We start from the raw sequence: 19,201 nt of genomic DNA, 5'->3' as shown, positions 1-19,201 counted from the left end.
GGGGCCGGCCGGCTGCGGCTCGCTCGCCGCGACCGGCCGGGTGCGGGCCCGGCGCGACCGGCCGATCGGGATGACCTGCGCGTCGTCGTCGCTCACCGGTCGCCACCCGCCCAGCGCTCGGCGCGGGCGGCGGCGTGCACCAGCGTCGGCAGCAGCGTCGGCTGCACGCCCCGGCGCGCGGCCAGGAAGTCGGTGAACGCCTCGCGCGTCGTGTATCGCGGCTCGAAGCCCAGCACCTCGCGCATCCGCGTCGTGTCGAGGCCGCGGCCGTGCGCCAGGAACTGCATCTGGTCGGGCGAGAAGTCGGCCAGCCGCGAGCGGCGCACCACCTGCCCGACCCAGCCGCCCGCCGGTGCGGGCACCGGCAGCGTCGGACGCCCCGCCAGCCGGGCCGCCTGCGACAGCGACAGCACGCCGTCGCCGGCGACGTTCACCAGCCCGGCCCCCTCGTCGCGCAGCACCGCCGCGAGCAGCGCCTGCAGCGCGTCGTCCTCGTGCACGAGCTGCAGGCGGGCGTCGAACCCCAGCACCGTCGGCAGCACCGGCATCGTGAAGTAGTCGGTCATCGGCGTCGAGATGCGCGGGCCGATGATGTTCGCGAACCGCAGCACCGACACCGCGACGTCCGGGCGTCGGCGCGAGAACCCGCGCACGTACCCCTCGACCTCGACGGAGTCCTTGCCGAACCCCGCCCGCGGCACCACCCGCGGGCCCTGGTCCTCGGTGAACATCGCCGGGTCGCGGTGCGACGAGCCGTAGACCGCGGCGCTGCTCTTGACCACCAGCCGCGCCAGTCCCGGCGCGCGCTGGCACGCCGCGAGCAGCTGCATGGTGCCGATGACGTTGATCTCCTTCATCGTCACCCGGCCGCCCGCCGACAGCGGCGTCGCGATCACGTTGAGGTGCGCGACCGTGTCGACGTCCTCCTGCGCGATCACCCGCGCGATCACCGGGTTGCGGATGTCGGCCCGCACGAACGTCGCGTCGCCGATCGGGTGCGGCGGCGGCACGACGTCGACGCCCACCACGCGGTCGACCTCGGGGCAGTCGCTCAGCACCTCGCAGAACCGGCCACCGAGGTGACGCGACACACCCGTCACCAGGACGACGCGCCCCATGCCCCACCACCTCTCGCGACCGGCCGGCCGTGCCCCGCGATCGTAGCCCGGCGCACGCGAACGGCCCCCCGGAGCGAACCGGGGGGCCGTCGGCACGTCACTGGTGGCGTGAGGTCACTTCTTGTTGCGACGCTGGTGACGCGTCTTGCGCAGCAGCTTGCGGTGCTTCTTCTTCGCCATCCGCTTGCGCCGCTTCTTGATCACCGAGCCCATGAGCACCTCGTCGCACGTTCGTGTAGTGGCCTGCGCCGCGCACCGGTCGGGCGCAGCAGTTCGGGGCGAGTCTACCGTGCCGGGCGCCCCGCCCCGACCGGGCCTCAGGCGGTCTCGACGAAGCTCGTCTGCAGGTAGTCGTGCACGGCCTGCTCCGGCACCCGGAAGCTGCGGCCGACCCGCACCGCCGGTAGGTCACCCGCGTGCACCAGCCGGTACACCGTCATCTTCGACACGCGCATGATCGCCGCCACCTCGGCCACGGTCACGAAGCGCACCTCACCCAGCTGCTCCTGCTTCGCCATGCTCCACCCGTTCCTCGGGCACCAGCGTCGCCGGCTTCCCCACCGGCGCAGACCGCATGAGTGCGCAGGCGCGAGCGTAGTGTCCAGAGTGGCGCCTGGGAAAGTCCTGAGCGGCCGTTCGTGTGGCTTGTCAAGGTTCTCGTGCGGCGTGTCGTCGTCCGTTCGTCCTGGGTTCCGCCTTTGTGGCCGGTTCTGCGCCGTCCCGACCGGGGCATCCTCCGGCCGACTGCTCGCAAGCTCGCTTGACGTCGGCTCTCCGGACACCCCGGCCGCTCCTTCGATCCGGCCCCTGCGATCGGCACCCAGGACCCCGCACGCCGACCCGTCGCACGAGCACCGGTCGGGGTGGTGGAAGGTGTGCCGGCTCTCCCGGGAGAGCTCACCACGCGCTGTCCTCACCAGAGGGAGATCGGGGCGACCCCGACGACCCGGGTGCCGTGCCGTGGTCGCCACCCGGGAGGCCGGCCACCGTGCGCACGGTCCGGACCCGCAGGGCGGCAAGGGCGTTCGCGCCCGGGTCACGGCTGAAGGGCCGGCGGGGTAGCCGGAGAGCCGACGTCACGGCGAGCTCTCGCGAGCCAGTCGGCCGGAGGGTGCCCCGGTCGGCCCGGACGGGAACGAGACCCGGGCACGAACGACCTAGTCGAACCAAGGATCCAGACCGTGCAGGGGGAAGACGGCCTTGCGGGTGGCGAAGACGGCGCGGTCGAGCGGGTCGTCGGGGTCGTAGCCGACCTCCCACGACCGCCACCAGGGGGTGCTGCCGTCGGTCATGCGCTGGGGGCCGGTGCGGTCGAGGCTGCGGGCGACGTGGTCGAGCCAGGCGCGGGGGACGGCGGTGGTGGGGTCGACGGGGCGGTGGGCGGCGAGGGCGACGAGGTGGGCCCAGGAGCGGGGGACGACGTCGACGACCTCGTAGCCGCCGCCGCCGGTGGCGACCCAGCGGCCGTCGGCGACCTCGTGGGCGAGCTCGTGGAGGAGCTCCTGGGCGATGCGCTGGGCGTCGAGGGAGACGGCGAGGTGGGCGAGCGGGTCGAGGGCGTGGCTGTCGCAGCCGTGCTGGGTGACGAGGACGTCGGGCTGGAAGGCGCGGACGAGCGGGGGGACGACGGCGTGCAGGGCGCGCAGCCAGCCGGCGTCGCCGGTGCCGGGCGGGAGGGCGACGTTGACGGCGGTGCCCTCGGCGGCGGGGCCCCCGAGGTCGTCGGGGAAGCCGGTGCCGGGGAACAGCATGCGGCCGCTCTCGTGCAGCGAGATCGTGAGCACGCGGGGGTCGTCCCAGAAGACGCGCTCGACGCCGTCGCCGTGGTGCACGTCGACGTCGACGTACGCGACGCGCTGGGCGCCGGCGTCGAGCAGGGCGCGGACGCCGGCGGCGACGTCGTTGTAGACGCAGAACCCGCTGGCCCGGCCGGGCATGGCGTGGTGCATGCCGCCGGCGAAGTTCACGCCGTGCTGGGCGCGGCCCTCGCCGACGGCGCGGGCGACGTCGACGGTGCCGCCGACGATGCGGGCGGAGGCGTCGTGCATGCCGGCGAAGGCGGGGTCGTCGTCGGTGCCGAGGCCGTACGCCGGGTCGGCGCGGCCGGATGGGTCGTCGGACGCCGCGCGCACCGCGGCGACGTAGTCGCGGTCGTGCACGGTGGCGAGCACGTCGTCGTCGGCGACCTCCGCGGGCACCACCTCGACGTCGGGTGCGTCGGGCCCGCTGAGCACGCCGAGCTCCTCGAGGAGCCGCCAGGTGAGGTCGAGCCGGACGGGCGCCATGGGGTGCCCGCGGCCGAAGTCGTACGCGAGCAGGCGCGGGTCCCACACGACACGCGCCTGCACCGCCATGTGCTGGACCGTACCCGCCCGGCACCATGGGCGCGTGACCAGCACGAGCCCGCTGCCGGGGACGGACCCCGGCCTCGCCGAGCACCTGCCGCCGGTGCGCCCGCACGGGGCGGGCGGCTGGCTGCGCTCGCGGCTGGACGCGGCGGCGCGCCGCTCCCCCGCCCGGCTGGCGCTGGCGGTGTTCGCGGGTGCCGTGCTGCTGGTGGGCGCCGGCCTGCTGCTGCCGGGCACCACGACGTCCGGCGAGCGCCCGCGGGTGGTCGACGCGCTGTTCACGGCGGCGTCGGCGGTGTGCGTGACCGGGCTGACGACGGTCGACACGGCGACGTACTGGTCGGGCGGCGGGCAGGTGGTGATCCTGCTCGGGGTGCAGGCCGGCGGTCTGGGCATCATCACGCTGGCGTCGCTGCTGGGCATGGCGGTGTCGCGCCGGCTGGGGCTGCGGCAGCGGCTGATCGCGGCGAGCGAGACGAAGGCGCTGCGGCTCGGCGAGGTCGGCAGCCTGCTGCGGGTGGTGCTGGCGGTGACGGCGGGGCTCGAGCTGCTGCTCGCCGTGGTGCTGCTGCCGAGCTTCCTGGTCGAGGGCGAGGGCGTCGGCAAGGCGTTGTGGCACAGCGTGTTCTACGCCGTGAGCGCCTTCAACAACGCGGGCTTCGTGGTGCACGAGGGCGGCCTCGAGCGGTGGAGCGGCGACCCGTTCGTGCTGGTGCCGATCGCGCTCGGGGTGTTCGTCGGCAGCGTCGGCTTCCCGGTGCTGCTGACGGTCGGGCGGGCGCTGCGGCAGCGGCGCGGGCACCGCCGCTGGAACCTGCACACCCGGCTGACGCTGGCGACGACGACGATCCTGCTGGGCGTCTCGGTCGTGGCGATCGGGGTCGCGGAGTGGTCGAACCCGAAGACGTTCGGCGGCATGGCGATCGGCCGCAAGCTGCTCGACGTCCTGTTCGCGGCGGTGATGCCGAGGTCGGGCGGCTTCGCGACGGTGGACGTCGGCGACATGCGCGAGCCGACCTGGCTGCTGCACGACGCGTTGATGTTCGTCGGCGGCGGCAGCGCGTCGACGGCCGGCGGCATCAAGGTGGGCACGTTCGCGGTGCTGGTGCTGGCGGCGGTGGCGGAGGCCCGCGGCGACCGCGACGTCGAGGTGTTCGGACGCCGGGTGCCGCCGGGCAGCCTGCGCCTGGCGGTGACCGTGCTGCTGGCGGGCGCGACGCTGGTGCTCGTCTCGACGATCGCGCTGCTGGCGATCACCGGGCGGACCCTCGACGTGGTGCTGTTCGAGGTGATCTCGGCGTTCTCGACGTGCGGGCTGTCGACCGGGTTGACCGCCGAGCTGCCCGACAGCGGCAAGTACCTGCTCACCGCGCTGATGTTCCTGGGCCGGACGGGCACCATGACCCTGGCGGCGGCGTTGGCCCTGCGCGAGCGCCGCCGCGTGATCCGACTACCCGAGGAGCGACCCGTCGTTGGCTAGGACAGGCAAGCCGAAGGACCGCGGCGACGCCGTGCTCGTCGTCGGGCTCGGGCGCTTCGGCAGCTCGATCGCCGCGACGCTCGACGAGCTGGGCCGCGAGGTGCTGGCGATCGACCGCGACGCCGCGCTGGTGCAGGAGTGGGCCGGGCGGCTGACGCACGTCGTCCAGGCCGACGCGACGTCGCCCGACGCGCTGACCGAGCTGGGCGTCGCGGAGTTCGGCGTCGCCGTCGTCGGCATCGGCATCTCGGTCGAGTCGAGCGTGCTGACCACAGCCAACCTGGTCGACCTCGGTGTCGAGCAGGTCTGGGCCAAGGCGCTGACCGCCGCGCACGGCAAGATCCTCACCCGCATCGGCGCGCACCGCGTCGTCTACCCCGAGCGCGACGCCGGCGAGCGGGTCGCGCACCTGCTGAGCGGCAAGCTGCAGGACTACATCGAGTTCGACGACGACTTCGCGATCGTGAAGATGCTGCCCCCGCAGGAGACGCGCGGCTTCACCCTCGCCGAGTCGAAGGTGCGCCAGCGCTACGGGGTCACCGTCGTCGGCGTGAAGTCCCCCGGCCGCGACTTCACCTACGCGGTGCCCGAGACCAAGATCCGCCCGGACGACGTGCTCATCGTCAGCGGCCACGTGAACCTCATCGAGCGCTTCGCCGCGCGCCCCTGACCCCGCGCGCCGGTTCGCGCGCCACGTGAAGTGGGCTCGCGCACCGTTCGATGGGCGTGCACGCCCCTCGGACGGTGCACCAGCCACGGGAAGCCGGTGCCTCGACCGGCAGCGCGTCACGGACGGGTGCCCGCGGACGACGTCGCGCAGACTGGGCGCATGGCCCGCAGCCGCCCGCCGTCCGAGCGGCCCACGAAGGTCTGCGCCACGTGCGGGCGGCCGTTCACGTGGCGCCGCAAGTGGGCGCGCGACTGGGACGAGGTGCGGTACTGCTCCGAGCGCTGCCGCCGCGAGCGGCACCGCGAGGCGTAGCGGTCAGAGCGAGCTGGTCGGCACCCAGCCGGGGTCGTCGCCGATCGGCAGGATCATGGCCAGCTCCTCGACGTCGTCGTCGCCCACCATGGGGCGGCGCTCGTCGGTGGGGCGGAAGCCGTAGCTGCTGAAGAAGGCGACGGCGCGGCCGTTGTCGGTCGACACCCACAGCTGCAGGCCGCGGCCGCCCTGGCGGCGGGTCCAGCGGGCGGCGGCGTCGGTCAGCCGCCAGGCGATGCCGGCGCCGCGGCGCTGCGAGGGCACCCACATGCCGAACAGCTCCGACACCCCGGGCTCGGCGGCGGTGCCGACCGACACGACGCCGACCCGTTCGCCGTCGAGCTCGGCGAGCAGCCGGGCCGATCGGTCCATGCGCAGCCGCCAGAACGCCTCGTCGTAGGCCGCCTCCTCGTCGAGGGACGAGGAGAAGGCGTCCGGCGCGTCGCGGAGCGCCTCGAGGCGGATCGCGCGGTACTCCTCCCAGTCGTCGGCCGACAGGGCACGCACGGTCACCTCGCTCATGCCGACAGCCTCCCAGACCCGGCGGCCGGCCGGGAGCGAGGGACTGCGGCGTTCGCCGACGGCGCGACCGTGCCGGGTGGGACAGTGGAGCGGCGGGAACCACCCGCGCCGCAGGCAACGCGGTCCGGGACGGCAGGGAGCAGCACGGTGATCGCCGTCCGACGCGTCGCGGCCCTCGCCGTGCCCGCGCTGCTGCTCGCCGGGTGCGCCGCCGCCGAGCGGCCGGCCGCCACCGTCCCGACACCGACCGACAGCGCCACCGGTGCGACCGGACCGACCCCGCCGTGGGCGACCACCGGGGCACCGACGACGGCGCCGGACGGCGGCTGGGTCGCGGCCTGGGGGGCGCCGCAGACCGCCGGCGGCTCGCCCGACGTGCCGCCGAGCGAGTGCCCGGGCACCCACGGCCTGACCGACACCACCGTGCGGGACGTCGTGCGGCTCACCGCGCCCGGTGAGGGCGTGCGGCTGCGGGTGTCGAACGTCGGTGGCGTGCGCCCGCTGCGGGTCGGCGCGGTCACGGTGGCGCCGGCCGGGGTGCGCGGGGCCACGCTCGCCGCGCCGCGACCGGCGACGTTCGGTGGCAGCCGGTCGACCGTCGTGCCGGTCGGGGCGAGCGCGCTGACCGACCCGGTGGCGCTGCCGGTGCAGGCCCTGGAGCAGCTGGCCGTGAGCGTGCACGTCGTCGGCCGGGCGTCGTCGGTCACCGAGCACCTCGACGCGCACCAGATCACCTGGACGGCGCAGGGCGACCGCACCGGGTCGGCCTCGGCCACCGGGTTCCGGGCCGGCGCGAGCTGCTGGATGTTCCTCGGCGCCGTCGAGGTGCTGGCCCCGTCACGGGTGCTCGGCACCGTGGTGGCGCTCGGCGACTCGCTCACCGACGGCACCGGCTCGACGTCCGGCGCCGACGCGCGCTGGCCCGACCGCCTCGCCGACCGGCTGGCGGCGCGCACCGGGTCGACGCTGGCCGTGGTCGACGCCGGGCTGTCCGGCAACGCCCTGCTCGCGCCGCGGCCGAGCCGGCCGGAGCAGGGTGCGGCGACGGCCGCCCGGTTCGACCGCGACGTGCTCGGGCTGAGCGGCGCGCGCACGGTGGTGCTGCTCATCGGCACCAACGACCTGGGCCGCGGCGCGACGGCCGGCCACCTCGCCCAGGCGGTGCGCGACCTGGTCACGCGCTCGCACGCCGCCGGGCTGCGGGTCGTCGGCGCGACGGTGCCCCCGCTCACCGGCTCGCCGATCGGACGACGGGTGCTGGGCGGTCAGCAGCAGGCCGACCGCCAGCGGCGCGCGCTGAACGCCTGGCTGCTGCACCGCGCGCCGTTCGACGCCGTGGTCGACGTCGACGCGGTGCTGCGCGACCCGCGCGACCCGGCGCGGCTGCGGCCGGAGTACGACAGCGGCGACCACGTGCACCCGAGCGACGCCGGGTACGCGGCCGTCGCCGACGCCGTCCCGCTCGCCGCGCTCGACCCGCGTCTGGGTTAGGTTCGGGCCGTGGTCGAGCCCCTGCGCACGGTGCGCGCCCTGCGCTACGTGGCGCCGCTGCGCGAGGGCGGGTCGCTGCCCGGGCTCGTCGAGGCCGACGACGACGGCACGTACGTCGTGAAGTTCCGCGGCGCCGGCCAGGGCCCGAAGGCGCTCGTGGCCGAGCTCGTGGTCGGCGAGCTGGCCCGCGCCCTCGGCCTGCCGGTGCCCGAGCTGGTGCTGGTCGACCTCGACCCGTCGCTCGCGCCGTTCGAGCCCGACCAGGAGATCCAGGACCTGCTGCGTGCCAGCGGCGGGCTCAACGTCGGCATGGACTACCTGCCGGGGTCGCTCACCCTCGACCCCGCCGTCGACCCGGTCGACCCGGTGCTGGCGGCCAGGGTGCTGTGGCTCGACGCGCTGGTCGACGACGTCGACCGCACCTGGCGCAACCCGAACCTGCTGGTGTGGCACGGCCGGCCCTGGCTGATCGACCACGGCGCGTCGCTGTGGTGGCACCACACCTGGCGGGCGCTCGAGGCAGCGACCACCCGCCCGCTGCGCGACGGCGACGCCCACGTGCTGCTGCGCGCCGCCGGCCCGCTGGCCGACGCCGACGCCGACCTCGCGCCGCGGGTGACCCCGGCCCTGCTCGACGAGGGGCTGGCGGTGGTGCCCGACGCGTGGCTCGAGGACGGCGAGCTGACCGCCGCCGCGGCCCGCGACCGCTACCGCACCGTGCTGCTCGACCGGCTGGCCGCCCGCGCCGGCTGGCTGGCGCCGCTGGAGGCCGCCCGTGTCGCCGGCTGAGCTCGTGCCGTACGAGTGGTGCACGCTGCGCGTGGTGCCGCGGGTCGAGCGCGGCGAGCTGCTGAACGCCGGCGTCGTGCTGCTCTGCCCCGGTCGCGGGGTGCTGGAGGCGGCGGTCGCGTTCGACGCGGAGCGGGCGCTCGCGCTGTGGCCGGGCCTGGACGCCGCGGCGGTCGAGCGGCACCTCGACGCGGCCGTGCGGGTGTGCGCCGGCACGCACCCCGCGACGTCCGGGATGCCTGCGGGGCAACGGTTCCGGTGGCTGACCGCGCCGCGCAGCACCGTCGTCCAGACCTCGCCGGTGCACACCGGGCTCACCGACGACCCCGACGCGGTGCTGCAGCGGCTGCTGACCCGGATGGTGCTGGTCCCCTAGCCGGGGTCGGCTCAGGGACGGGCCGGGGTGCTGCCCGATGGGCGCCCGCCGTCGCGCGGGGCAGGCTGGACGACGAGCGGCCGGGTGGCCGCCGACACGAGCCAGGGAGTCCCACATGACCGACGTCCACGCCGCGCTGCGCAACCAGGGCCTCGTGCGCCCGCGCCAGGACCGGGTGCTGGGCGGTGTCTGCGCCGGGCTCGGCCGTCGCTTCGGCATCGCGCCCTGGCCGGCCCGCCTGCTGTTCCTGGTGGTGACGATCGTGGTGCCGGGCAGCCCGGTCGTGATCTACCCCGTGCTGTGGCTGCTGATGCCGAGCGAGTGAGTCGCTCAGGCGACCTGGAACGAGCGCTTCGACAGGCCCATCGCGTAGCCCTCGATCGTCGTCCGCACCGGCTGCTCGGGGTCGTCGGCCGCGCCGAGCGTGACGAACAGCGGCGTGTAGTGCTCGACGGTCGGGTGCGCGTACGGCAGTCCGGGCGCGTGGTGCCGGTAGCCGGCGAGGGCCTCGACGTCGCCGCGGGCCAGCGCGTCGGCCGCCCAGTCGTCGAAGTCGCGCGACCACTGCGGCACGGCGTTGTGCACGAACATCTCGCGGGTCAGGAAGGGCAGGCCGTGGGTCATGAAGCCCGACCCGATCACCAGCACGCCCTCGTGCCGCAGCTCGCGCAGCCGGCGGCCGAGGTCCATCAGCCGGGCCGGGTTGTGGGTCGGCATGCTGAGCTGCAGCACCGGCACGTCCGCGTGGGGGTACATGACCTTCAGCGGCACCCAGGCGCCGTGGTCGAGGCCGCGCGAGGCGTGCTGGTGCACCGGCTCGGCGTCCGGCATCGCGGCGGCCACGCGGGCGGCGAGCGCAGAGGCGTCGGGCGTCGCGTAGGTCATGCGGAAGTAGCGCTCGTCGAAGCCACCGAAGTCGTAGACCAGCGGCGTGCCGGCGGCGGGGGCGCTCAGGGTCAGCGGGGCCGACTCCCAGTGCGCGCTCACGATGAGCACGGCGCGCGGCTTGGGCAGCGACTGCGACCAGCGGGACAGCTCGGCGATCCAGGGCGCGTCGTCGAACAGCGGCGGGGCGCCGTGGCTGAGGTAGAGCGCCGGCATCGGCCCGTCGTCCGGCGTCCAGGTGCGCTGGGTGCGGGTGGCGGGGGCGACGTCGCGCAGGAACGCGTCGAAGGCGGCACCCGGTGCGTGCGGGTCGATGGCGGTCACGACGTCCTCCTTGAAACTTCAACGTTCAAGTGATGATGCGCGCCAGAACTTGAAGTGTCAAGTGATCGGGCGGACACTCGGGTGGTGACCGACGAACCGCGCTGGCTGGACGCCGACGAGCGCGCCGCCTGGCTGGCCCTGACCCGCCTCACCTCGCGGCTGCCCGGCGCCCTCGACGCCCAGCTCGAGCGCGACGCGGGCCTGAGCTACATCGAGTACATCGTGCTGGCGATGCTCAGCGAGCAGGCCGACCGCACGCTGCGCATGAGCCGGCTCGCCGCCGTCACCAGCACCTCGCTGTCGCGGCTGTCGCACGTGGTGAAGCGGCTCGAGGCGCGCGACCTGGTCACCCGCGCCACCGACGAGCGGGACCGCCGCGCCACGAACGCCACCATCACCGACACCGGCCTGGCCCTCGTCGTCCGCGTCGCGCCCGCCCACGTCGCCCACGTGCGCGAGCTCGTGCTCGACGCCCTCGGCCCCGGCCAGCTCGGCACCTGGCGCGCGGCGAACGAGCGCGTGCTCGACCGCATCGACCCCGACGCCGTCTCCCGCCCCCCGACCCCCTGACCCGCCCCCTCTCGCGAGCCACGTGAAGTCGGCTGGCGCACCGTTCCATGGGGTTCACCGCCACTGGAACGGTGCGCGAACCAACTTCGCGTGGCGCGCGTCGAGGGCGGCCGCTGCGGGTGGCTGCGGCACCGTTCCATGGGCGTGCAACCCCCTGGAACGGTGCGCGAGCCGACTTCACGTGGCCCGCGACCGGGGCCGGGACGGCGAGCTGGAGACCCGGGCGCGGGTCAGGGCAGGGGGCGGGCCATCTCGAGCTCCTCGAGCTCGTCGGGCTCCTGCTCGGTGCGGCCGGTGGGCTGGAACCCGTTGCGGGAGTACAGGCGCAGGGCCGGCTCGTTCGTGGTGACGCACCAGAGGCTCATCCGGCTCCCGCCCATGGCGCGCCAGGCGGCGAGGGCGGTGTCGACGAGCAGGTCGCCGAGGCCGCGGCCACGGCCGGCGGGGTCGACCCACATGCCGGTGATCTCGGCCTCGCCGACGGCGTTCTCGGCGAACTGCCGCACGGTGATGGTGCCGAGCGGCTCGCCGTCGACGAGCGCGTGGAAGGTGGTGGCCGTGGCGAGCCGCTCGCGCCACTGCTGCTCCTCGTGGGCCAGCGCCGCCTCGTACGACGTGCCGAACGCGAGGCCGTCCTGGCGCAGCGACTCGAGCCGCAGCCGCCGGGCCTGCTGCCAGTCGTCGGGCACCAGGCGCTGGATCGCGACCGTCACGAGCCGGCCAGCTCGCGGCTCCGGTCGCGGGCCGACTCCATCGCGGTGATGAACGCGGCGCGCACCTTGTGGTCGTCGAGCTGGCGCAGCGCCGACATCGTGGTGCCGCCGGGGCTCGACACCTGCTCGCGCAGCACGGTCGGGTGCTCACCGGTCTCGCGCAGCATGGTGGCCGCGCCGAACAGCGTCTGCACGACGAGCTCGGTGGACGTCGAGCGCGGCAGGCCCAGCAGCACGCCGGCCTCGATCATCGCCTCGACGACGTAGAAGATGTACGCCGGACCGGAACCGCTGATCGCGGTGACGGCGTCGAGGTGGTGCTCGGGCAGGCGCAGCACCCGCCCGCACGAGCGCAGCAGCTCCTCGGCGGCCTCGAGGTGGTCGTCGTCGCAGTGCGCGCCCGGGCTCACGGCGGCCATGCCCTCGTCGACCAGCGCCGGGGTGTTCGGCATCACCCGCACCACGGGCGTGCCCTCGGGCAGCGCGGCCTCGATCGACGCCGTGGTGATGCCCGCCGCGAGCGACACGACGAGCGTGCCCGGCGTCAGGTGGTCGCGGATCTCGGCCAGCGCGGCCGTCATGTCCTGCGGCTTCACGACGAGCACGACGGTGCGCGCGGCGGCGGCGGCCTCGGCGTTGTCGACCACCCGCACGCCGTACTTCTCGGTCAGCTCGGCCACCCGCTCCGGACGCCGCTCGCTCACCACGAGCGTGGCGGGGTCGCGGCCGGCGCGCACCAGGCCCGACAGCAGGGTCTCGCCCATCACGCCGGCGCCCAGGATCGCGACCAGCCCCTCGTGCGCCACGACCTCAGCCCCTCGTCGCCAGCGCGCGCAGGAAGAACGCGGTGTTCGCGGGGCGCTCGGCCATGCGGCGCACCAGGTAGCCGTACCACTCGTCGCCGTAGGGCACGTAAACGCGCACCTTCTCGCCCTGGTCGGCCAGCCGCTGCTGCTCGTCGGGACGGATGCCGTACAGCATCTGGAACTCGTAGCTGCCCTGGCTGCGGCCGTGCTGCACCGCGAGCGCCCCGCCGATGTCGACCAGCCGCGGGTCGTGCGTGGCGAGCATCGGGTAGCCGTCACCGGCCATCAGCGCCTTGGCGCAGCGCACGTACGACTTGTCGACCTCGGCCCGGTCGGTGAACGCGACGGACGCCGGCTCGTCGTACGCACCCTTGCACAACCGCACGCGTGAGCCGGCGGTGGCGAGGTCGCGGCAGTCGGCCTCGGTGCGGCGCAGGTAGGCCTGCAGCACCGCGCCCACCCACGGGAAGTCGTCGCGCAGCTCGCGAAGCGTGGCGAGGGTGGCGTCGGTGGTGGTGTGGTCCTCCATGTCGAGGGTCACGGTGGTGCCGGCCTCGTGCGCCGCCGAGCAGATGTCCCAGGCGTGCTCGAGCGCGATCTTGTCGCCGTCGGCGCCGAGGGACTGGCCGACCGCCGACAGCTTGACCGACACCTCGGACCGGCCGCCCTCGGTGAGCCCGGCGTCGCGCAGCTGCTGCAGCAGCGCCAGGTAGGCGTCGCGGGTGGCCCGCGCCTGCGCCATGTCGGTGGTGTCCTCGCCGAGGAAGTCGATCGTGACGTACCGGTGGCTGCCGGCGAGGTCGGCGGCGGCGCGCACGGCGTCGGGCGTGGCGGCGCCGGGCACGAACCGGCGCACGACGCCGCGCGAGACCGGCGCGGTCTCGACGAGCGAGCGCACCTTGGTGCTCTTGGACAGCTGCAGCAGGGTCTGGCGGAGCATGCGGGCAGCCTACGGCCGCGACGGCGCCCCGGCCGCCGCCAGGTTGAGCCGGGCGAACGCCAGCGACTCGGCCAGGTCGTCCTCGCGCTCCTGCGCGCTGCGGGCCCGGCGGGTGGTGATCTCGACGACCACCTCGCCCTCCCACTGCTGCGCCGCCAGCCGCTCGAGCAGCTCGGCCGCCGGCATGCGCCCCCGCCCGGGCACCAGGTGCTCGTCCTTCGCCGACCCGTTGCCGTCCGTGAGGTGCACGTGGCGCAGCCGGTCGCCGAGGGTGTCGGCCATGTCGAGCAGGTCGCTGCCGGCGGTCGCCGCGTGCGACAGGTCGAGCGTGACGTGCCGGTAGTCGTGCTCGGTGGGGTCCCACCCGGGCAGGTAGGCGAGGATCTCGCGGCCGCGGGCGCGCCAGGGGTACATGTTCTCGACGGCGAGGTCGACGCCGGTGCGCTCCTCGAGCTCGCGGACGCCGTCGACGAACGCCCGCGCGTACTCGCGCTGCCAGCGGAACGGCGGGTGCACCACCACGGTGCCGGCGCCCACGGCCTGCGCGACCTCGCACGAGCGCTCGAGCTTGGGCCAGGGGTCGGTGCCCCACACCCGCTGGGTCAGCAGCAGCGTCGGCGCGTGGATGGCGACGACGGGCAGGCCGTGCTGCTGCGAGAGCGCGTTGAGGGCGTCGGGGCTCTGGCTGACCGGGTCGGTCCAGACCATGATCTCCATGCCGTCGTAGCCCAGCCTCGCGCCGAGCTCGAACGACTGGGCGCACCCCAGCGGGTAGCACGACGCGGTCGAGAGCGAGACGCGCGCCGGCGACGTGCGCACCGGCTGACCCATGCCGTCCACCCTAGAGCCGCTGCCTCGGCGCGGCGTCCGCAGGCACCGGACCGCGTCAACCGGGTCAGCCGGCGTCCGGCCGGAACCGCCCGGCCTCGACGTCGGCCACCAGCTCGCGCACCAGCCGGGCCACCTCGACGGGGTGCGTCAGCTGCGCCCAGTGCCCGGCGTCGAGGTGGCGGCGGCGCAGGCGGGGCGCCCACCGCTCGAGCGGCAGCGGGTCGAGGTCGACGTACCGGTCGCGGCGCGGTTGCACCACCTGCACCGGCAGGTCGGTGGTCCGCTCGCGCGGCGCCCGCAGCACCTGCGGCACGTTCGCGCGGTACAGCTCGACGCCGCGCACGGCCTCGCCGAGCAGCGCGGGGGCGGGCGGCGCGTCGGTGCCCTCCAGCGCGCTGCGCACCCGCCGCCAGCCGCGGGCCAGCCCGGCGCGCCAGAGCAGCGCGGGCAGCACCGGCAGCTGGAAGAACCCGATGTACCAGGAGCGGCGCAGCTGCCGCAGGTGCGCGCGGGTGAACGGGCCGCGCGACCACAGCGCGAGGTGGTCGAGGCACGGGCCGCCCACCGAGGTGAACGACGCGACCGGGGCGCCAGGCGTCGTCACGGACTCCCACGCCTGGATCGAGCCCCAGTCGTGCCCGACCAGGTGCACCGGGCGGTCGGGGCTCACCGCGGCGGCCACGGCGTGCAGGTCGGCGGCGAGCTGCCCGAGCCGGTACCCCGTGCGCCGCCGCGGCGCCCCGGACGCACCGGCCCCGCGGACGTCGTAGGTCACGACCCGCAGGTGCGGCTCGAGCAGCGGCACCACGCGGTCCCACACGGTGTGCGTGTCGGGGTAGCCGTGCACGAGCAGCAGCACCGGCCCGTCGAGCCGGCCGCGCACCTGCACCGCCAGCTCGACCCCGTCGCTCGCAAGCACCCTCACAGCGACCCCAGCCGCAGCAGGCCGCCGTCGGGTCGCTCGACGCACACCCGGACGCCGTCGACGGTGCAGGTGCCGCAGTAGCCCTGCCGGCACCCGACCGGGTAGTCCGGGCGCGCGTCGAGCAGGACGTCGAGCGCCGAGCGGTCGGCCGGCACCGCCAGGCGGCGCCCGGAGCGGCCCAGCTCGAGCACGAACGGCCGGCCGCCGACGACGGGCGGGGGCACGAAGCGCTCGTGGTGCAGGCTGCGGCCGCCCAGCTGCCCGCGGACGTCGTCCAGCATCGACGCCGGTCCGCACAGGTAGACGGCGGCCTGCGGCGAGACGTGCGCGAGCAGCGGCGGCCCGGCCCGGCCGACCCGCAGCTCGACGTCGCCGGGCGGCAGCTCGGCGGTGAACGGCATCGACCCCCGCGACCGGCCGACGTGCACCAGCTGCCAGCGCAGCCCGAGCCGGTGCGCGTCGACGACCATCGGCAGCAGGGCGGTCAGGCCGATGCCGCCGGCCACGAAGCAGACCTCGGGCTCGCCGGCGAACGGGAACCCGTTGCGCGGCGCACGCACCAGCAGCTCGGTGCCGACCCGCAGCGCGTGCAGCTCGGCCGACCCGCCACCGAGCCGGCGCACGGCCACCCGGTAGCCCGCCCGGTCGAGCGGGTCGCCGCACAGCGAGTAGGTGCGCCGGCGCCCGGACGGCAGGCGCAGCGCGACGTGCGCCCCCGGCTGCCAGCGCGGGAGCGGGCCGTCACCCTCCAGCCGCAGCGCGACCACGTCGTCCGCCACGTGCTCGCGCGCGGTCACCTGCAGCCGCAGCGCCCGCGAGGGGGCGGCTGCCGGCCGGGCCCGGCCGCCGAGCCGCTGCACGAGCGCGTTGTACCGCTCGTCGCGGGCGGCCAGCCGCGCCATGAAGCCCTCTGGGCCGTGGCGGCGCACGTCAGCCCGCCGCCCGGGCCGCCGGCGAGGCCGCCAGGTAGGCGACCGCCTGCCGCGTCGAGCCCTCGCTGCGCGGGTGGTGCCCCGGCCGGAACCAGCGCGCCCACGCCCGCAGCACCTGCCACGCCGACGGCACCAGCCCACGCCGCGCCGCCCGGGCCGCCCGCCACCAGGTGGCGCGCAGCGTCGTCTCGGGGTCGGCGTCGACCAGGAACCGCGTGCCGCGCACCCACAGCGTCGCCAGCACGTACCCGACGAGCAGCATGCTGCGGGCCCGCCGCACCCACCGGCGGTCGAGGTGGTGGGCCAGGTCGAAGGCCACGCTGCGGTGCTCGACCTCCTCGGCGGCGTGCCAGCGCAGCAGGTCGAGCATCACCGGGTCGGCGCCGGCGCGGTCGAGCGCCGGGGAGTTCAGCAGCCAGTGGCCGAGGAACGTGGTGAAGTGCTCGACGGCGGCCACGATCGCCACCCGCTCGACCAGCTGCTCGTGCCGCCGCCGCGCGGTCAGCCCCGGCTTCGGGCCCAGCACCTCGCGGAACAGCTGCTCGGTCTCGGCGACGAACGGGCTCGGGTCGAGGCCGTGCGCCCGCAGGTGCTCGAGCACCTCGCCGTGCGCGTCGGCGTGCACGCTCTCCTGCGCGACGAACCCCAGCACGTCCTCGCGCAGCGCCTCGTCGCGCACCAGCGGCAGCGCCTCGTGGAACGTGCGCACGAACCACCGCTCGCCCTCCGGCAGCAGCAGGTGCAGCACGTTCCAGACGTGCGTGGCCACCGGGTCGCCGGGCACCCAGTGCATCGGCAGCGTCGTCCAGTCGAAGCGCACGTCGCGCGGGCGCAGCACCAGGTCGTCCAGCGCGTCGCTCGGGTCGATGGCGTGGTCGGTCACGGTCGCTCCCCGGTGGGTGGGTCGTCGGGCACCAGCTGCAGCGCGACGTCGCGCCCGTGGAAGGCGCGGACGCCGTCGACCGAGCCGAGCACGTCGGCGTACAGCGTCGGCACCGGGCCGAGCGACAGCCCGTGCACGAACACCTCGTACACCACCTGCTGGCTGGACGGCGTGACCTGGCCGCGGCAGCGGGCGCCGGTGCGGTGACCGGGCGCGAGGTCGAAGCGCCAGCCGTCGCGGTCGAGGGTGGCGCCGGTCGCGGTCAGGTAGAACGCCATGGCCTGCAGGCAGCCCTGCAGCATCAGGGTGCCGGCCATGCACGGGTCGTCGGTGAAGTGCCCGGCGAAGAACCAGTCGTCGGGCGACACCGCGGTCTCGGCGCGCACGTAGCCGCGCCCCCACGGGCCGCCCGCCGGGTCGAGGTCGGTGACCCGGCCGAGCAGCAGCATCGAGCCGTCGTCGATCCGCGGGGTGCGCACGTGCTCGGCGGCCCGCTCCCAACCGGGACCGTAGCAGGTCGCCGCGTCGCCCTCGGCGAACGCCCGCACCAGCTCGCCGCCGAACGCGGACCGGCTGCAGCGCAGGGGCGCCGGGTCGAGCGGCCGATCGTCCGGCTCGCACGCGGCCGGGTCCCACTGCACGCCCTCGGCGGCGGCCAGCTCCTGGGTCGTGAAGTACCCGGCCTGACCGTTGCGCGCCTGCAACCGCAGCTCGTCGCCGACCCAGCAGTCGTAGTGGAAGAAGAAGAGCCACACGTCACCGTGCCGCGCGTGCCCGTCGACGTGGATCTCGAAGCGCAGCGTCTCGCCCACCCGCGGTCGCGACCCGGCGTAGGTCAGCTCGCAGCCCAGCAGCCGGTAGCGGCGGGAGCCCTGCAGCACGAGGTCGACGCCGAGCCAGCTGATCAGCAGCAGGTCGGCCTGCCCGGCCTCGATCATCAGCCCGGCCGGCATCCGCCCGGTCGCGTCGAGGTACCAGCTGTCCGCTCGGACGTCGGTCTCCGTCCACAGCGTGCCGGTGGCCGGTGCCGGCTCGGGGACGGCCAGCACCCCGGCGTCCGCGTCGATCCCGGTCACCCGGTCGGCGAGGAGCAGCGGCGGCGCGGGCATCCGCGTCTGCACCACCACGTCGTCGAGGGCCGCGAAGGCCGGCCCGAGCACGCCCGACACCCGGCCCGTCGACAGGTGCTCGAGCTGGGCGCGGTCGAACGACGGCCCGGGTCGAGCGGGCGCCTCGGCGACCTCGCGCGGCGTCGGGGGCAGCCGCAGGCCGGGGTGCACCGGCACGCTCACCGTGCGCGAGCCCGGCACCTCGACCGGCTGCGCCGCAACGGGTTCCGGCTCCTGCGCGTGCAGCACGACCCCGTCGCCGCCGGCGCCGGTCACCCGCACCGACCGCAGCCCGGGCCGCGGCGTGCCCGGGGCGCCGACCGCGGGCACGACGCCCGCACGCAGCGCGACGACGGCCGCCGCGACCGCGATCAGGTCGCGCGCCGCGTACGCCGCGCCGAGGGCCTGCACCGCGTCGTAGTCGACCTCCGGGCCCTCCCCCACCACGAGCTCGGGTGCCACGACGTCGGCGTCCCCCGGCAGCACGGCCAGCACCGGGTCGCCGTCGCGGCGGGCGTCGTCCAGCCGCTTGAGCACCAGCACCACCGCGCCGTCACCGGGCCGCTCGGTGCTCCCGAGGTCGCGCAGCGCCTGCTGGTGCACCGGGTCGCAGCTGGTGTCGACGGCCCCCACCAGCACGGCGTCGGCCGCACCGCGGCGCAGCGCCCGCGCGGCCTGCTCGAGCGCCAGCAGCCCCGACCGCTCCTCGGCCGCGACGACGTACCCGGGCCCGCCGAGGTCGAGGTGCGTGCCGATCCGGTTGGCGAGCAGGTTCGGCAGGGCACCGACGGCGCGGGCCGGCACGGCGGGGCCGTCGAACGCGTCGGCCACCAGCCCGGGCAGCCCGGCGTCGGTCAGGCCGGCGTCGGCCAGCCACTGCGGCGCGCGCCACCGCGCCCCGGCCCGTGCCGGCGTCAGGTCGAGCCCGGCGCCGACCACCACGTGCGTCCGCTCGCGCGGCAGGTCGAGGCCGACCACCGCCTCGCGCGCCGCCTCCAGCACGAGCAGCTGCTGCGGCGCGGCCAGGGCGACGTCGTGCGGCGGCACCCGCAGCCCCGCGAGGTCGACCTCCACGACGTCGGCGCGGCCGAGCTGCTCGCCCTGCAGCACAGCCCGCCGCAGGTCGTCGGCGCCGCGGCCGCCACCCACCCGGGCGCCCAGCCCGACGACCGCCAGC

22 protein-coding genes are annotated in these 19,201 nt (G+C 75.8%); 8 read left to right on the top strand and 14 right to left on the bottom strand.

Going from position 1 to position 19,201, the window contains the following annotated elements; translation table 11 throughout:
- Window positions 1–92: 92 nt before the first annotated feature.
- From ACYVI6_RS14065 to ACYVI6_RS14050, 4 genes are all read right to left on the bottom strand, one after another.
- Window positions 93–1,118 (bottom strand): NAD-dependent epimerase/dehydratase family protein, encoded by a 1,026-nt coding sequence (locus ACYVI6_RS14065; RefSeq protein ID WP_460446971.1) that lies wholly within the window; start codon window positions 1,116–1,118, stop codon window positions 93–95.
- Window positions 1,119–1,232: 114 nt separating this feature from the next.
- Window positions 1,233–1,331, bottom strand: coding sequence for a 30S ribosomal protein bS22 (locus ACYVI6_RS14060; RefSeq protein WP_003792170.1), 99 nt, complete (start codon window positions 1,329–1,331; stop codon window positions 1,233–1,235).
- 104 nt (window positions 1,332–1,435) lie between these two features.
- The gene (locus ACYVI6_RS14055; protein WP_460446970.1) at window positions 1,436–1,636 is read right to left on the bottom strand and encodes a helix-turn-helix domain-containing protein; all 201 of its coding nucleotides are present in this window, start codon (window positions 1,634–1,636) and stop codon (window positions 1,436–1,438) included.
- A gap of 639 nt (window positions 1,637–2,275) precedes the next feature.
- Window positions 2,276–3,472, bottom strand: a complete 1,197-nt coding sequence (locus ACYVI6_RS14050; protein WP_460446969.1) for an acetoin utilization protein AcuC — start codon at window positions 3,470–3,472, stop codon at window positions 2,276–2,278.
- Here ACYVI6_RS14050 and ACYVI6_RS14045 point away from each other — a divergent pair.
- The 3 genes from ACYVI6_RS14045 to ACYVI6_RS14035 all read left to right on the top strand — a co-directional run bounded on the left by ACYVI6_RS14045 (window position 3,471) and on the right by ACYVI6_RS14035 (window position 5,928).
- Window positions 3,471–4,946: a TrkH family potassium uptake protein gene (locus ACYVI6_RS14045; protein WP_460446968.1), complete on the top strand. Its 1,476-nt coding sequence runs from the start codon at window positions 3,471–3,473 to the stop codon at window positions 4,944–4,946. The two genes, ACYVI6_RS14050 and ACYVI6_RS14045, sit on opposite strands and share 2 nt — an antisense overlap.
- A gap of 31 nt (window positions 4,947–4,977) precedes the next feature.
- On the top strand, window positions 4,978–5,616 hold the full coding sequence (locus ACYVI6_RS14040; RefSeq protein WP_460446972.1) for a potassium channel family protein: 639 nt from the start codon (window positions 4,978–4,980) through the stop codon (window positions 5,614–5,616).
- A gap of 159 nt (window positions 5,617–5,775) precedes the next feature.
- The gene (locus ACYVI6_RS14035; protein WP_284289571.1) at window positions 5,776–5,928 is read left to right on the top strand and encodes a DUF2256 domain-containing protein; all 153 of its coding nucleotides are present in this window, start codon (window positions 5,776–5,778) and stop codon (window positions 5,926–5,928) included.
- 3 nt (window positions 5,929–5,931) lie between these two features.
- Here ACYVI6_RS14035 and ACYVI6_RS14030 read toward each other — a convergent pair whose 3' ends face one another.
- Window positions 5,932–6,450, bottom strand: a complete 519-nt coding sequence (locus ACYVI6_RS14030) for a GNAT family N-acetyltransferase (protein WP_460446967.1) — start codon at window positions 6,448–6,450, stop codon at window positions 5,932–5,934.
- A gap of 147 nt (window positions 6,451–6,597) precedes the next feature.
- On the opposite strand from ACYVI6_RS14030, the gene ACYVI6_RS14025 reads away from it, so the two are divergent.
- The 4 genes from ACYVI6_RS14025 (at window position 6,598) to ACYVI6_RS14010 (ending at window position 9,431) form a co-directional block, all read left to right on the top strand.
- On the top strand, window positions 6,598–7,941 hold the full coding sequence (locus ACYVI6_RS14025; protein WP_460446966.1) for a GDSL-type esterase/lipase family protein: 1,344 nt from the start codon (window positions 6,598–6,600) through the stop codon (window positions 7,939–7,941).
- 9 nt (window positions 7,942–7,950) lie between these two features.
- A complete protein-coding gene (locus tag ACYVI6_RS14020) occupies window positions 7,951–8,730 on the top strand; it encodes a HipA family kinase (RefSeq protein WP_460446965.1) in 780 nt (259 codons plus the stop codon).
- Window positions 8,717–9,106: a DUF3037 domain-containing protein gene (locus ACYVI6_RS14015; RefSeq protein WP_460446964.1), complete on the top strand. Its 390-nt coding sequence runs from the start codon at window positions 8,717–8,719 to the stop codon at window positions 9,104–9,106. Before ACYVI6_RS14020 ends, ACYVI6_RS14015 begins: the two co-directional genes overlap by 14 nt.
- A gap of 115 nt (window positions 9,107–9,221) precedes the next feature.
- Window positions 9,222–9,431 (top strand): PspC domain-containing protein, encoded by a 210-nt coding sequence (locus ACYVI6_RS14010; RefSeq protein ID WP_284289567.1) that lies wholly within the window; start codon window positions 9,222–9,224, stop codon window positions 9,429–9,431.
- A gap of 5 nt (window positions 9,432–9,436) precedes the next feature.
- Here the strand turns inward: ACYVI6_RS14010 and ACYVI6_RS14005 are convergent, their stop codons facing one another.
- Window positions 9,437–10,315: a dioxygenase family protein gene (locus ACYVI6_RS14005; protein ID WP_460446963.1), complete on the bottom strand. Its 879-nt coding sequence runs from the start codon at window positions 10,313–10,315 to the stop codon at window positions 9,437–9,439.
- An 84-nt stretch (window positions 10,316–10,399) separates the two neighbouring features.
- Between ACYVI6_RS14005 and ACYVI6_RS14000 the strand changes: the two genes are divergently transcribed.
- On the top strand, window positions 10,400–10,885 hold the full coding sequence (locus tag ACYVI6_RS14000) for a MarR family winged helix-turn-helix transcriptional regulator (RefSeq protein ID WP_460446962.1): 486 nt from the start codon (window positions 10,400–10,402) through the stop codon (window positions 10,883–10,885).
- Between the two features lie 230 nt (window positions 10,886–11,115).
- Here ACYVI6_RS14000 and ACYVI6_RS13995 read toward each other — a convergent pair whose 3' ends face one another.
- The 8 genes from ACYVI6_RS13995 to ACYVI6_RS13960 all read right to left on the bottom strand — a co-directional run.
- The gene (locus ACYVI6_RS13995; RefSeq protein WP_460446961.1) at window positions 11,116–11,598 is read right to left on the bottom strand and encodes a GNAT family N-acetyltransferase; all 483 of its coding nucleotides are present in this window, start codon (window positions 11,596–11,598) and stop codon (window positions 11,116–11,118) included.
- Window positions 11,595–12,404, bottom strand: a complete 810-nt coding sequence (proC, locus tag ACYVI6_RS13990) for a pyrroline-5-carboxylate reductase (RefSeq protein ID WP_460446960.1) — start codon at window positions 12,402–12,404, stop codon at window positions 11,595–11,597. Before proC ends, ACYVI6_RS13995 begins: the two co-directional genes overlap by 4 nt.
- 4 nt (window positions 12,405–12,408) lie before the next feature.
- Entirely contained in the window at window positions 12,409–13,344 is a 936-nt protein-coding gene (locus ACYVI6_RS13985) for a proline dehydrogenase family protein (RefSeq protein ID WP_460446959.1), read from the bottom strand.
- A gap of 9 nt (window positions 13,345–13,353) precedes the next feature.
- Window positions 13,354–14,175: a sugar phosphate isomerase/epimerase family protein gene (locus ACYVI6_RS13980; RefSeq protein ID WP_460446958.1), complete on the bottom strand. Its 822-nt coding sequence runs from the start codon at window positions 14,173–14,175 to the stop codon at window positions 13,354–13,356.
- Between the two features lie 64 nt (window positions 14,176–14,239).
- Window positions 14,240–15,094: an alpha/beta fold hydrolase gene (locus ACYVI6_RS13975; RefSeq protein WP_460446957.1), complete on the bottom strand. Its 855-nt coding sequence runs from the start codon at window positions 15,092–15,094 to the stop codon at window positions 14,240–14,242.
- Between the two features lie 2 nt (window positions 15,095–15,096).
- Window positions 15,097–16,029 (bottom strand): PDR/VanB family oxidoreductase, encoded by a 933-nt coding sequence (locus ACYVI6_RS13970; protein WP_460446956.1) that lies wholly within the window; start codon window positions 16,027–16,029, stop codon window positions 15,097–15,099.
- Window position 16,030: 1 nt separating this feature from the next.
- Entirely contained in the window at window positions 16,031–16,915 is an 885-nt protein-coding gene (locus tag ACYVI6_RS13965; RefSeq protein WP_460446955.1) for a metal-dependent hydrolase, read from the bottom strand.
- Window positions 16,912–19,201 (bottom strand): beta-ketoacyl synthase N-terminal-like domain-containing protein (locus ACYVI6_RS13960; protein ID WP_460446954.1); only part of this gene is annotated, 2,290 nt, incomplete at its 5' end. The genes ACYVI6_RS13965 and ACYVI6_RS13960, both read right to left, overlap by 4 nt.

It is taken from the genome of Angustibacter aerolatus, assembly GCF_054776675.1.
Note: the sequence above shows the minus strand (reverse complement) of the source record. Positions and strands in the feature narration are given on the sequence as shown.